This window comes from Thermoflavimicrobium daqui, from assembly GCF_003313465.1.
GTDB classification, from domain to species: domain Bacteria; phylum Bacillota; class Bacilli; order Thermoactinomycetales; family Thermoactinomycetaceae; genus Thermoflavimicrobium; species Thermoflavimicrobium daqui.
Map to the genome: position 1 here is coordinate 36945 of NZ_KZ845664.1, position 13966 is coordinate 50910.

Consider the following 13966-nt stretch of genomic DNA (forward strand, 5'->3'; position numbering starts at 1 on the left):
CAGGAACACCCTTTTTACTATATAATCAGATAAACGGTTTACCCTCCGCTAACAGGCGGTATGAGAGCAACAGTATCATCTGGCTTAATCCTTGTATTGTTTGTGGCATAGGATTGGTTGATGGCGACCATACAAGCCTGAATTTGTTCTTGATGTAAAGGATATTGTTCACTTAGTTTTTCACGTAATTGACTGACTGTTATCGTAGATGAAGACGGAAATTCCAAGCTTTTTCCTAACTGTTCACCCAACTGGGCAAAGAATAGGATCTTCATATAATCTCCCTCCCTTGAACTTAAACCCAATATGAACCATCATCACCAAACTCTTTTTTCCAAATCGGGACGATTTCTTTTAGTTTTTCAATCGCATAGCGACATCCTTCGAAAGCGGCTTGACGATGGGGGGCAGATACAGCGATCACAACGGCGACTTCTCCGATGTCTAATCGTCCAATTCGGTGCACGATAGAAACATGAGAGCAGTCAAATTGTTCAAGTACTTCGTTCCCAATTTGTTGCAGCATTTTTTCAGCCATTTCTTCGTAAGCTTCATATTCCAAATATAAGGTTTTCTTGCCTTGGGTTAGTTCACGTATCGTACCCATAAAGGTACAAATTCCCCCACAGTTGGGATCCAATACAGAAGAGATTACTTTTCCTACGTCGATCGGCTCTTTAATTATAGCATACACCTATAGATACACCTCGCTTAGTCTTTGCATCAAGTAATTGGATAAGCCCTCCAGCTCGCTAATATTCCACACAGGGAGGGAAGGGTGCTTTAGTGGAAACCATGAAACGATTGCGATGACATTTGTCAGATGTTGAAGTAGAGAAAGATCTTCTTTTGTTTTCGTCATCAGAACCTTTTGGTAATTTGCTTGTTTAAATCCCTCGACGATTAGAATATCCAAGTCAGACATCATCTGAATCAAGTGGGATAGCTCGGTTGGTTGCTGTTTGAAAATCGCTGTTTTTTGTTTAGACGTGATAGCGATCTGATGTGCACCTGCTTTACGATGCTTCCAAGTGTCTGTTTCAGCTATATCCAATTCAAAGTCATGACCATCGTGTTTGATTGTCCCAATACGAAAGCCTTTGTGTGACCACTCTTGAATCAAATGGCAAATTAATGTTGTCTTACCTGAATTTTTGTATCCGACCACTTGGAAAATTTTGGGTGTCGTCAACGTGGATCACTCCATATTTTTTAGTGAGATGGCTTGAACGATATCCCCAGTGGATGCGCCACGCCCGCCAGCTGGAATGATAATTAAACAATCGGCATCTTTAATCGTCAAAGTGATGCTAGATTTTTCGACTCCAACAGGTCTGACATATACTTTTCCATTTTGATAAGAGGTGATCCCACGAACATAACGATCGAAAGGGCTTGGTTTACTAAAATCCTCCAAAAGAGTTGCTGTGAACATAGGTAGCTCTAAATTTGTTTTACCTTGCATTCCCCATATCGTGGGGCGGACAAATAATTCAAAACCGACAAAGCAGGCACCAGGATTACCAGATAGGGCAAATAGAAATTGTTGATTACGGACTCCGACTGTTGTGGGACTGCCTGGTCGCATGGCTAGCTTATTAAATAGCATTTGTCCATCCCATTCAGCAAAAATATCAACTAAAATATCGTAATCACCTACCGAGACACCACCTGTAGTGATCACGAAGTCCACTTCATCCAATGCCTGTAAAATGGCGGATTTCGCTTGTTGAACATCATCAGGAAGTTTTAGTTGAGAAATCGGTTTAGCTCCAGCTTGTTGAAGTAAACTTAAGAGTAGATATCCATTACTATTCCGAATTTTCCCTGGAACTAATGGCTCATCCACATCTAATAGCTCTGATCCTGTTGCAAAAATAGCCACTTTTGGTTGTTGATATACTGAAACTTCAGCATAACCAAAGGTGGCGAGAAGGGCGATAACGCCAGCATTAATTTTTGTTCCTTTCGGGAGAATCAAGGTTCCTTTGTTAATTTCAGACCCGATCGGGGCAATATTTTCCCCTTGAGGAATTGCTCTGGGAATGGAAATATAGGTTTTTCCGTCTTTTTCTAATGTGTTAGTCATCTCAATCATTACGACTGCATCTGCACCATCAGGGACAGCTGCACCTGTCATTATACGTGTAGCTTTTCCAGAAGAGATGGTTTTTCTGGGCACGGAACCGCAAGGTATCTCCTCGATCACTTCTAGCCATACTGGATTTTCTCGCGATGCCTTTTGAGTATCCGCAGTATAAATTGCAAACCCATCCATTCCTGAGCGTCGGAAGTGGGGGAGATCATCACTTGCCAAAATATCTATTGCTAAATAACGTCCATCACTTTCCGTAAGTGGGATGGTTTCTACTTTACCTGTTTGAATATGCGAGCGAATCCGATTTTGCGCTTCCATCACTTTGATTGGTTTACGCCCAAATCGTAACGAATGGGAGTCCTTATTTTTATCTGGGGGCTCGTTTGTTTGCATAGACATATTGATACCTCCATACGAAAACAAAATGATTGAGGTGGCTAAGAAGCTAGTCGTGACTGACATTCTTTGTTAAAACTTGTAAAGCGTGAGGCAAAACATCCACAATGACAGCGAAACACTCCTTGACTCCTTTTGGACTACCTGGAAAATTAATGATCAAGGTTTGATTGCGAATGCCTGCAATTGCTCTTGATAATATAGCAAATTTGGTATTGGTTAAAGTAGCGGAGCGCATTGCTTCGGGAATTCCAGGGACTTCTTTATGAATCACTGCTTTCGTGGCTTCAGGTGTGACATCACGTGGTGCAAACCCTGTCCCACCTGTAGTGAAAATGAGGTCGCATTTTTTTTCATCAGCTAATTGGACTAAGGTTTCCTCGATCGTTTTTTGATCATCAGGTATGATTTCATAAGCGATCACTTCCCATTGATTACACAGCTCTACTAGAGCTGGTCCGCTTAGGTCAATCCGTTCGCCAGTAGTACCTCGATCACTGACAGTAATGATTCCGATTTTCCAACTCACTGTGAATCAGCTCTTTCCTGATGAATATAGTCACTTTTGCCACCTGTTTTTTTCACTAAGTATGTAGGACCAATTGTCATTTCTTTATCAATCGCTTTACACATATCATAAATCGTTAAAGCAGCAACACTGACCGCTGTTAATGCTTCCATCTCTACTCCAGTAACCCCAACTGTTTTGACTGTTGCCTCAATTTCAAGCGTATCTTCTGCAACTTTCTCAAAATGTAGATCAACTCCTGTTGTAAAGATGGGGTGACACATCGGAATGAATTCAGAAGTTTTTTTGGCGGCCATAATTCCAGCTACTTGTGCTACAGCGAGTACATCGCCTTTGGCTATTTTTTTCTGCTCAATGGTGTGAAGTGTGTTTGGTTTCATGACCACACAAGACTTAGCTATAGCGGTTCGAGTAGTGGCTTCTTTGTGTGAAACGTCTACCATTTTTGCTCGTTGTTGTTGATTAAAATGAGTAAGCATATCATCTTCCTTTCATTATCAACAAAAAAAGAAAAAAAGTGAAGTATAATTGAAATGACAGCCTGTCGATCAGTTTCTATTACAAAAGCAAAAAGTATTTCATTTGTGTCAGGTTAAATAAATAAGTAAAAGAATTAAGACATAAGGGTTGGAATCCATATTAATCATTGCATAACATTATTAATAATGCAATGACTAACATTTACAAAGAGATATGATTAAATTATACTATAGTTTGCTTTTCTTGAATAAATTTCCTTTGTTTTGCCTTTTAAATCTCTGGAGAAGAGTGAGTGTATGATAACAGGAGTTATTTTGGCTGGTGGACAAAATCGACGTATGGGGGGCTATCCCAAAGCACTACTATCTTTTCAGGGAGAGCTGTTGATACAACGTCAAATGAGAGAAATGCAAAAAGGCTGTAGGGAACTATTACTGGTTACCAATCAGCCTACTTTATATAAAAAAATAGTACAGCCAAAAGTACACATCATTCAAGATGAGGTTCCTTTTCAGGGACCACTTGGTGGAATGCGTGTTGCTTTGTCAAAGGCCAGCTATGACCATGTTTGGATCGTGGCTTGCGATATGCCGTATCTATCGAGTCATATTGCTCACTGGATGGTAAAATCACAAAAAGAGATGGATTATGATGCGGTAGTTCCTGTTATTAGAGGGAAGATACACCCTTTATACGGAATTTATCATCGACGCTGTAAAAAGATAGTACAAGATTTATTACAAGAAAGCTCACGCCGCGTCATTGGATTATTAGATCGTATTGACTGGTTAGCACTTGATGAAGCATTTTTTCAGCATAAAGGGTTTGATTTACGCTTTGTAACAAATGTAAATACCCCAGAAGACTATCAGCAAGAAATATCGAAACAGGATTAGAGGAAATAAAAACTTTGTATTTATACGGGCGGTTAGAAGTCGAGGTGATTATGAATAGTGGGAAAAAAAGAGGCGCAATTTAATGAGATTGTAAGAAAAGTTCGTAAAGAGCATTTTGGAAAAGGTCCTGAGCGGATCAAAACAACCTTTGTGGATAATATGGCTATTTCTATTTTACATGGAAATCTAACACCCACTGAGAAGTTTATCGCACAAACTGCTCAGGGAGCGGAATTAATCCATACAGCACGTACCAAAATGATTCAGCAAGTATATGCAGATAAAATTCCAGAGGGTATGGAAGAATTAGTGGGAGCAAAGTTAATGAATCTATTTTCAGATATTAATATTGAAGAAGATATAGCAGTATCTGTATTCATATTTGACCGAAAAATTCAAGATAAATAGTACTATAAAATATGAAAATTTCTTGACATATTTAATGAAATAATTTATTATCAATAATAGCATGATGAATAAATGAACAATTCGTTTATTAATTATGCATGTAAGCGTTTGCTAGATGGTAACTCCTATATTCAGTTTTGTAGGGGTATTATCCGGCATGAAACAGTCTCTCTATAGGAAGAGAGTTGTTTTATGTCGTTTTTTTTGTTTGTTATTAGAAAATGTATTGGAGGAAGTATAGTGAAAAATGGAAAGAATCGATGGTTGATTGCTGCATCAGCAGTAGGAATTCATATCTCTATCGGCTCTGTTTATGCATGGAGTGTATTTACAAAACCGCTCATGAGTCAGTTTGGATGGAGTACCAGTCAAGTTTCTTTGACGTTTAGTATCGCCATTTTGTTTTTAGGTTTATCTGCAGCTTTTTTGGGTCATTTTGTAGAAAAGTATGGACCTAGGAAATCAGGGATTTTATCTTCTATTTTCTTTGGTTTAGGGATGATTGGAGCAGGTCTTGCTATTCATTTTGAATCTTTAACTCTTCTGTATATCTGTTATGGTGCTTTGGGAGGAATAGGACTTGGAGTTGGATATATCACTCCTGTGTCTACTTTGGTGAAATGGTTTCCAGATCGACGTGGGTTAGCAACAGGTCTAGCCATTATGGGATTTGGCTTTGCTTCTCTCATTAGTAGCCCGATTATGCAGAAATTAATTGTTTCGATAGGGATTGCTAATACCTTTTTTATTTTAGGAGCCATTTATTTTGTTATTATTTTTGCATCGGCTCAGTATTTGGCACCACCACCAACAGGATGGTTACCAGAAGGTTTTAAGGAAAAGCAACAAGCTGGTCAAGTAGCAGTTAAACAGGACTTAGCACAACTCACTGCTAATGAAGCTGTGAAAACGCGTCGTTTTTGGTACTTATGGATCATGTTATTTATTAATATTACTTGTGGGATTGCTATTCTTTCTGTGGCATCACCCATGGCACAAGAATTTGCAAAAATGACACCGATGGCTGCTGCAACTGTAGTTGGTTTATTGGGGCTGTTCAATGGCTTGGGACGTATTGGTTGGGCTTCATTATCTGATTTTATCGGACGTCCTACTACATATATGGCCTTTTTTATCATTCAAATTGCAGCTTATTTCATACTACCGTCTATTTCAAATGCGCTATTATTCCAAATTTTACTATTTTTGATTATTACTTGCTATGGTGGTGGCTTTGCATCAGTTCCAGCATATATTGGCGATATCTTTGGTACGAAACAACTTGGGGCTATTCATGGCTATATCCTCACAGCTTGGTCTGCAGCCGGTTTAGCAGGTCCTATCTTTACTGCTTGGATTAGAGATACGACACAAAGTTATGTCAATACTTTATATGTTTTTGCAGGTCTTTGCATTGTCGCCTTTTTGGTCTCTTTATTGATTCTTTTTGATATCAAGCGACTGCGTCAAATGAATCAGCAAGGTGAAACAAAAATGAGTGATAGAGGTATAAACACGAAGGAAAGTGTAGTAGAATGAGGAGCTACCTATAAAGCTTTTGGATATTCCTTTTGGCTTCTTTTTGGTTTCATAACATCTGAGAAAAATCGTTTGCAAGGTTTATGGTGATCCCTTGAATAGAATGGTCAAAAATGTCGGACGTGATAAGGAAGATATACTAATCACGTCCGACTTGTTGTTCATGCACAGATAATTCGCTGAGGATGTGTGTAAACATTTAATTTTCGATTCCGGATAAAGCCCACCGTTGTAATGCCAAGATCCTCTGCCATTTTTAAAGCGAGATCAGTAGGCGCTGATTTGGATAAAAGGATACTGACACCAATTTTAGCTACTTTTAATAGAACTTCTGAAGAGATTCGACCACTAAAAGCGATAAGTTTATCATGTAATGAAAAAGGATTTCTAATCCAGTATCCATAAAGCTTATCTAAAGTGTTATGCCGACCTATATCTGTCCGAGTGATCATGATCGATTCTTTATCACAGAGGGCTGCGTTGTGTACACCTCCTGTATTTTGAAAGTCGGATGAGGACGATTGGAGACTTTCCATCAGATGAAAACATTGTTCGGTGGTCACTTGTATTTGACTCATCACGGTTTTCACGGTTTTTACGTCATTATGGAAATAAAAAGATTGCCTGCTTTTACCACAACATGAGCCAATAAATCTTTTTGAATAAAACTCTACACCAACAGGTTGTTTATTTGTTGTTTCAACATAAGCGAAACCACGTTGTTCATCGATATGAATAGACTGAATTTCATGATGGAAACGAATAATTCCTTCAGCAGCTAAAAAACCAATCACCATATCTTCTAAATCAGAAGGAGTACATACAAGTGTAGCAAATTCATTCCCGTTTAGGATAAGCGTAAGAGGATATTCTACAGCGATCGAATCTTCTAAGTCTAACATGGAATTTTCATCATATTTAAGAATATTTCGTTTGGATATTATACTCATCTTTCATCCCTCATTGTTATAAATATTGAGGAGCATGTAGCTCTATTATATAATGAATACAAGTATTTAGGCAGAGATAGATAGGAAAATGAAGTGTTCGGAAAATAAAAAAATGATTACTAATATAGGATTGAATATCATGAAGAATTATGAATTAGAATTTAGCAACCTAGTTAAAGCCTTTCGTAAAAAGTCGATGGGTAAAGGACCGGTAAAAGTAACGACCACATTTTGTAAGCACTGGGCGATCTGCGAATTGGTAGGTAATTTGACTCCTGTAGAAAAGTTTATCGCTCAAGAAGCGGAAGGAAAACAGATTGTACGATCAGCCCGCACAGAGATGGTTAAGGAGATTTACAAAAAAAGTCATCCACTCGAGATCGAGACGCTTTTGGATGCCAAGCTAGTGGATTTATTTGTGGATATTAATATAGATCGAGATGTTGGCATTTCGGTTTTTGTGTTTGATCAGAATATTGAAGAAAAATTTCGAGTTAACAAGTAATCGAACCATGTTGCATAATTTGCTCAAAAACCTAGATCATTTCCTAAGATTATTTGTATAAGATCGATTAAAGGGAAGAGGGCCTAGTTAAAAATCCCCTCCATTCACTACAGCTGTGAATGGAGGGGGTTTATCTAATTAATGCGTAAGATTGTAGAATATCTCTTAGCACCAACAATATGATAATAGCTATGACCATTGCGATTAAAGCTGGATTGATATCCATATAGACAAACTTATGTGAAGTAGAAGGAAAAAGAAAGGGTAAATACAAGTCATTAGGGCTTTTTAAGGAATGAAAATCAGAATAATCTGAGCTCCCCTTTTGTGTTATGACATTTTTTCTAAAGGAGCGAAGAGTTTGAAGGGACATCGTATCAAGAAATTTCTGTGCAAAAGATCTATCTTAACGGAAAAAGATTTATTAAAGATGGGAGGAATTGAGGATTGGATAGAAAGAATTATCTGCTAATTTTAATCAGTTTGATGATAGGAGCTCTTACCGCTTGTACTTCTTCAGGAATTAGTCCAAAGGAAATAGCAATGACTCCTAAAATAACAAAGCAAAAAAATGAAAAAAAAGAGCCAGCTAAAGAGGCTAAAGGAATGCTTCTTGAAGGACCTGGTAAATGGTCAGGAGATCAATATGATCAAGGAAAGGTAAACCAAAGTTTAGATCAAATATCAGGACAAATGAGTTCGATAGAAGCTTATAGTTATTTACTTCAATTACTAGCTGAAGATTATCGATCAGCTACAGAAAAGCTAGACCGTTTTAATCCCTATCTTACGCCTAAATTAAAGGAGAAACCAGGGAAATCTACAAACCAAAAGATACATATTGCCATTTTATTAGATTCGAGTGGGAGTATGGGTCAAGTAGTAAATGGTGGACAAAAAATGAAGTTGGCTAAAAGGGCAATTCAAGAATTTGCTGCTAAACTGCCAAAAGAAAGCTCTATTTCCTTACGAGTGTATGGTCATCTAGGAAGTAATGAAGCCAAAGATAAAGAAATATCTTGTAAGAGTAGTGAATTGGTTTATGCTCAAGATTCTTACCACCATGAAAGATTCACAAGTGCTTTACATCGTTTTGATCCAACTGGATATACTCCTTTAGCACGAGGATTACAAGAAGTTAGGAAAGATTTACCTCCTGCTAAGGAAGGAGAACAAAATATTGTCTATGTAGTTAGTGATGGTGAAGAGACATGTGGAGGAGATCCAGTTGCAGAGATTGTTAAACTAAAGCAAGCACCAGTAAAGGCGATAGTTCAAGTGATTGGTTTTGATGTAAATGATCAAGGACAACAAGCATTAAAAGAGATGGCCCAAGCAGCTGATGGTACATATACAACTGTGGATTCAGGAGCAGCATTACAAAACTACTGGCGTAGTGAGCATACTCGGCTATTATTTGATTGGTTAGGTTGGCGAGCGGCCAATGAATTGGAGTTAATCACTTTAGCAAAAGATAAGAAAGATGAATTGGAAAAAATTGCTTCTCCCCGAATTGTTTTAGGTGGTAAAGATCAGAAAAGCCTTCTCTATGCACTAGCTTCTCAAGAAAAACAAAGACTAATGGAGGCTGCCAATTACCTGATTAAAAAAGGGAAGATAGCTGACGGAAAGTTACTGCAGGAAAAGATTTCCTATCGGTATAGGGCCATTGAACTGTATGTAAGAAAGAGATATCATCAATTATTAGAAACGATTGAGAAAAATCAACAACATTACCAAAAAGCGATTCAAGATCAATATCAGCAGAAAGAAAATGAGTATGATTAATATAAGAAGGTTTAGCATAAGATTCATCAAATAGGAAAAAAGTGATTTATCCTTTTTTCAATTTATCATTTACAATAAATGAGATAAAAAATGAACATGGGGCATGTCTGTTTAAGCTTTTTTAACTGACATGCCTAATTACTTTTTAGATATAAGGCTGAAAAAATGCTGATGTCCTCATGAGATTGACTTATTTAAAACAATAAGTAATTCCTAGAGGGCATCCTGATATTGAAAAAAGGAAGAGGGAGAAAGCTTGTTTAAGAAAAGATGGCTAATCGTTATCAGTTCATTATGTTTTATCCTTTCTAGCTGTTCAAGTATGGGATCTTCTGTTAAAGACCCTAAGCATGAGAAAAAATGGGCAACCGATGCTAAGACGTTCTTGCTTGCTGACTCAGGGGAATTGGCTGGTAGTAAATATGATGAAAAAAAGCTTTGGGAAAAAATTCAAGATTTACCTAGTGAATTGACGGCAGAAAAAGCTTATCGAGAATTGGTCTATCTTCTTGCTGAAGATTATCGTCCATTGGTAAAAGAATTGAATCAATTTAAACCGGAATTTCAAATAAGTCCAGTAAAAAGTGAAATGATGCATAAAAAGGTCCAAAAAATCAATCTAGCTATCGTTTTTGACTCGAGCCAAGCTGTAAATCGTAAGATAAATAATCAATTAAAACTTAACTTAGAAAAGATGGCTATCCAAAACTTTGCTACCTCTTTCCCTCGGTCATCTCATTTGACCATTCGAGGTTTTGGGGGGAAATTCCAAGCCTCTTCTAGCTGTGACAAAACGGATATCGCTGACCCTAACTCATTTAATAAATTTCAAGCAGGAGGATCAACCGCACTGGCTCAAGGTCTAATGGATGCAGGAGAAGATTTGGCGAAAAGGAGAAAAGCGGATAAAAATGTAATTATACTGATTGCTGGAGGAACTGATTCATGTAAGAAAGATCCAGTAAGCATGGCAAAAACGCTACATCAAAAAGAGGACTTAAAGGCGGAGATTCATGTCATTGGGCTAGGTACAACTCCAAGCCAAAGCACCAAACTTAAACAGGTGGCTAAAGCTGGTGGAGGAAAGTTTATCCTTGCTCAGTCTGTCTATGATATTGAGAATACATTTAGAGATAATATATATGCTGGTTGGGATTATTATGTAAATAGCTGGAAAGTGAAAAATGTTTATGCATTAAATGATTTCCAAACCAAAATCAACGAAAAAATTGAAAGATTAGTAGGGCTAAATCCTTATAAAAGTCGATTTTACCAGTTAAAAGTCAAAGAAACACAACACTTGCAAAAAGGTCTTGAGCTAATGATTGCAGCCCAAAAAATAGATCCGAAGCAAGCTAGTCAACTCAATGAAAAAATAGACAAACGCTATGATCTGATTCAAAATTTTTATTATCAACAGTATCAGGAGAAAAAGAAATTCATTGACCAACAAATTCAAAAAAGTAGCCAGGAAATCGATAAAATGTATATAAAAGCTCAAAAGATGAACTAAGAATCCTTGTGAAAACGAGGTTACTAATCCATATCGAATAGTAACCTCGTTTTTCTTGATCAATTTCTTTTCCTCAATGTTTTGGCTTGTGGGAGAGTATCTCTCTTACTTTTTGTTCATCAGGTGTTACAAATAGGGTACGTTGTTGTACGTAGTGAACAAAACCAGGTCGTGCACCAGTAGGTTTTTTCACATGCTTAATTAGGGTATAGTCAACGGGAACTTGGCTTGACTCTCTCGCTTTACTGAAATAAGCTGCTAGCATCGCTGCCTCTTGTAACGTGGTCTCACTAAAAGATTGACTACGAATAACGACATGAGAACCTGGGATATCTTTGGTATGGAGCCATGTATCCGTAGCCGAAGCGAGTTGATGGGTTAAATAGTCATTTTGTTTATTATTACGCCCCACCATGACTAATGTATGATCTGAAGAGTAAACAGATAAGGGTGTGGGCATTTCTTTCTTTTTGCGTTTTTTTGTGGGTTTTTGTCCTCCTTTTAGCCATCCTTCTTCTTGTAGCTCTTCGCGGATTTGTTCCACTTCTCTTCGTGTAGAGTTCATAAGTTGCACGAGGACGGATTCAAGGTATTCGATTTCTTCTTTGGCTTTTTGGATTTGTTCTTCATTCCATTTTTTTGCAGCTTTTAGCTTATTATACTTTTTGAAATAGCGCTGTGCGTTTTCAGAAGGAGTAAGGATCGGATTTAGCTGAATAGTTACTTCCTTACCTTCTGGATCATAATAGTTTACTACCTGAGCTTCTTGATCTCCACGCTTGAGCTGATGCATGTAAGCAGTAAGGAGTTCACCATAAATGCGATAAGAATCGGCTTTGGTTGTTTCAAGAAGTTCTTTTTCTAATATCTTGATTTTCTTGGTGTTTTTGTCGATATCATTTTGTAGTTTACGCATTAAATCTTGGGTCTGTTGTTTAATGCGATCACGCTCTGCTTTTCCAAAATAAAAAGACTCCAAACAAGCACTCATTGTAGCAAAAGTGCGCTGCTCGCCTTCTACGTGTGTAATTGGAATCGCACTAAACACACTTTTATTCGCTGTATGGATAGCCGTTGGTTGATACTTGTGCCTACGAATTTGCTCCATGACTTGGTGAAAGGACTGCCATAGTTTTTCACGACTACCAAGCTCAGCCCGGTGAGTAATTTCTTTAGCGATGAGTGGACCGATACCGGTAAAGCGTTGCATTATTTGCTTATCCAATTGACCACGATTGTAGTCAAAACCGGCAATAAATGTGTTTTTATCCACTTCAAGTGGATTTTTTTTAGCTTGATCTGGTGGAGGTGAGTAAGTAGATCCTGGTAAAACCTGTCGGTGTTGACTGATTGCTGGTGTCACACGACGAATAGCATCCAATATGGTATCTGTTTCTGGATCAAGTAAGATGAGGTTACTATGCCGTCCCATGATTTCTATCACAATGCGTCGTGTTACTTCATCTCCTAATTCATTTCGGGTGCGAAAATTGATATGGATGACCCGTTCCATTCCAATCTGTTCGATTGACTGAATAATGGCTCCTTCACAATGTTTACGCATGAGCATACAAAACATGGGCGGTTCGGTAGGATGATCCATGTTTTCTTCGATTAAATGAACCCTTGGATAAGCTGGATGAGCTGATAATAGTAAACGATGATTTTTTCCAAAAGCACGGATATATAGTAAAATTTCGATTTCACTTGGTTGATATACTTTGGTAATCCGACCACTTGACAAAGTTTGGCTTAATTCATAAACGATGGCTCGAGTCATAATTCCATCAAAAGACATGGAACATTCCTTCTTTCATTTTTAAACTCATTCATCCATTTTACTAAATTTCAAGGGAAATGTCTTTGTGTTTGAGATGATCGAAGTTAAATATATATAGAAGAAAGGATTTAGGATTCTATATGATATCTTCATTTCAAATTAAATTATGTAACGCAATCTGATTTAATAAAATTGTAGAAAATCTATCTTTTTATCCCCTTAACAGTTATCTAGATCAAAGGTATGCTGATTAAGAGAAAAAAGTAGATGGTTATCCAATAGTAAAAAGAGGTGTCATTAACCTAGTTAAAATAAGTTCATTCAACCTGTTAACTCAACAAGTGAAGTTTGAATTTGTTCATAAAAGTGATGTAAAGGTATGAATAGGGGGTTACTGGATTGTCGGCTAGTAAATGGAAACGACTCATCCTGATAGGGGGATTGATTTCTCTATTGTTAACTGCTTGTAGTAGTACCGAATTATCTCAACCAGAGGAAGCATATATTGATTATTTAAATAAAATTCAAAGTGAAGATGCAAAAATATATACAAAAGGTCTCTCCTATATCTACTATGGAAAGAATAAGCAGGCCAAAGTTAATTATGAAGGGCTTAAATATGAAACAAAGTGGAAAAAAGGAGGAAAGAGGCACTCTTTTCGTATCATGATCGCGGTCCATCCAGAAGATTCACCTTTTGATTCTACGGCAACACTTCTGTTTAAATACCCTAAAGAAGATTGCAAGAGAATGGGTAAACTGGTAGGAAATGAACAGCAAATTCCTAAGTCCAATAAAATCTATCAAGTTCATTTAAAAAAAGTGGATGATCAGTGGAAGATTGATTTAACCCGTCCGGGTACAGAGTTAAAGAAGCAAATCGAAGATATTGACTGGAAAGAAGCGAAGATGAAGCTAGAGATACCGAAGTAAATATGTAGGAAGTGGCCCTAGATGTTTGAGGGCTATTTTTATTTGCTTAAGTTTTAACTCAAAGGGCTCTGTGGTTCTCCCTTCCTCCAATTCTTGAATTTAGAATATATAAAAAATATTCCTATTATATCATTTTTGACAGCTCGTCTGA

The 13966-nt window shown here is 37.4% G+C and carries 15 protein-coding genes; 7 read left to right on the forward strand and 8 right to left on the reverse strand.

Annotated elements, in window-relative coordinates:
• Positions 1-38: 38 nt before the first annotated feature.
• The 6 genes from moaD to moaC are packed head-to-tail and all read right to left on the reverse strand — an operon-like array spanning position 39 to position 3502.
• On the reverse strand, positions 39-275 hold the full coding sequence (gene moaD / locus DL897_RS03540; protein WP_113657774.1) for a molybdopterin converting factor subunit 1: 237 nt from the start codon (positions 273-275) through the stop codon (positions 39-41).
• A gap of 20 nt (positions 276-295) precedes the next feature.
• Positions 296-694, reverse strand: a complete 399-nt coding sequence (locus DL897_RS03545) for a molybdenum cofactor biosynthesis protein MoaE (RefSeq protein WP_113657775.1) — start codon at positions 692-694, stop codon at positions 296-298.
• Positions 695-1192 carry a molybdopterin-guanine dinucleotide biosynthesis protein B gene (gene mobB / locus DL897_RS03550; RefSeq protein WP_113657776.1) on the reverse strand — a complete coding sequence of 166 codons (498 nt, stop codon included), beginning with the start codon at positions 1190-1192 and terminating at the stop codon, positions 695-697.
• A gap of 6 nt (positions 1193-1198) precedes the next feature.
• The gene (locus tag DL897_RS03555; protein ID WP_240627254.1) at positions 1199-2497 is read right to left on the reverse strand and encodes a molybdopterin molybdotransferase MoeA; all 1299 of its coding nucleotides are present in this window, start codon (positions 2495-2497) and stop codon (positions 1199-1201) included.
• A gap of 46 nt (positions 2498-2543) precedes the next feature.
• Entirely contained in the window at positions 2544-3023 is a 480-nt protein-coding gene (gene mog / locus DL897_RS03560; RefSeq protein ID WP_113657777.1) for a molybdopterin adenylyltransferase, read from the reverse strand.
• A complete protein-coding gene (moaC, locus tag DL897_RS03565; RefSeq protein WP_113657778.1) occupies positions 3020-3502 on the reverse strand; it encodes a cyclic pyranopterin monophosphate synthase MoaC in 483 nt (160 codons plus the stop codon). The genes mog and moaC overlap by 4 nt, the downstream gene beginning before the upstream one ends.
• Positions 3503-3799: 297 nt before the next feature.
• Between moaC and mobA the strand changes: the two genes are divergently transcribed.
• The 3 genes from mobA (at position 3800) to DL897_RS03580 (ending at position 6346) form a co-directional block, all read left to right on the forward strand.
• The gene (mobA, locus tag DL897_RS03570; protein WP_113657779.1) at positions 3800-4399 is read left to right on the forward strand and encodes a molybdenum cofactor guanylyltransferase; all 600 of its coding nucleotides are present in this window, start codon (positions 3800-3802) and stop codon (positions 4397-4399) included.
• Between the two features lie 57 nt (positions 4400-4456).
• A complete protein-coding gene (locus DL897_RS03575; protein ID WP_113657780.1) occupies positions 4457-4807 on the forward strand; it encodes a Na-translocating system protein MpsC family protein in 351 nt (116 codons plus the stop codon).
• Between the two features lie 240 nt (positions 4808-5047).
• Complete coding sequence (locus DL897_RS03580) at positions 5048-6346, forward strand: L-lactate MFS transporter (RefSeq protein WP_240627255.1); 1299 nt, start codon at positions 5048-5050, stop codon at positions 6344-6346.
• Between the two features lie 161 nt (positions 6347-6507).
• On the opposite strand, the gene fdhD is transcribed toward DL897_RS03580, so the two are convergent.
• Positions 6508-7296, reverse strand: coding sequence for a formate dehydrogenase accessory sulfurtransferase FdhD (gene fdhD / locus DL897_RS03585; protein ID WP_113657781.1), 789 nt, complete (start codon positions 7294-7296; stop codon positions 6508-6510).
• Between the two features lie 139 nt (positions 7297-7435).
• Between fdhD and DL897_RS03590 the strand changes: the two genes are divergently transcribed.
• The 3 genes from DL897_RS03590 to DL897_RS03600 all read left to right on the forward strand — a co-directional run bounded on the left by DL897_RS03590 (position 7436) and on the right by DL897_RS03600 (position 11102).
• The gene (locus DL897_RS03590; RefSeq protein WP_113657782.1) at positions 7436-7801 is read left to right on the forward strand and encodes a Na-translocating system protein MpsC family protein; all 366 of its coding nucleotides are present in this window, start codon (positions 7436-7438) and stop codon (positions 7799-7801) included.
• A 447-nt stretch (positions 7802-8248) separates the two neighbouring features.
• Positions 8249-9589, forward strand: a complete 1341-nt coding sequence (locus tag DL897_RS03595) for a VWA domain-containing protein (protein WP_113657783.1) — start codon at positions 8249-8251, stop codon at positions 9587-9589.
• A 256-nt stretch (positions 9590-9845) separates the two neighbouring features.
• Positions 9846-11102, forward strand: a complete 1257-nt coding sequence (locus tag DL897_RS03600; RefSeq protein WP_113657784.1) for a vWA domain-containing protein — start codon at positions 9846-9848, stop codon at positions 11100-11102.
• Between the two features lie 73 nt (positions 11103-11175).
• Here DL897_RS03600 and DL897_RS03605 read toward each other — a convergent pair whose 3' ends face one another.
• Positions 11176-12900 carry an Rqc2 family fibronectin-binding protein gene (locus DL897_RS03605; protein ID WP_113657785.1) on the reverse strand — a complete coding sequence of 575 codons (1725 nt, stop codon included), beginning with the start codon at positions 12898-12900 and terminating at the stop codon, positions 11176-11178.
• Positions 12901-13281: 381 nt separating this feature from the next.
• Between DL897_RS03605 and DL897_RS03610 the strand changes: the two genes are divergently transcribed.
• Positions 13282-13815, forward strand: a complete 534-nt coding sequence (locus DL897_RS03610) for a hypothetical protein (RefSeq protein WP_113657786.1) — start codon at positions 13282-13284, stop codon at positions 13813-13815.
• Positions 13816-13966 lie beyond the last annotated feature (151 nt).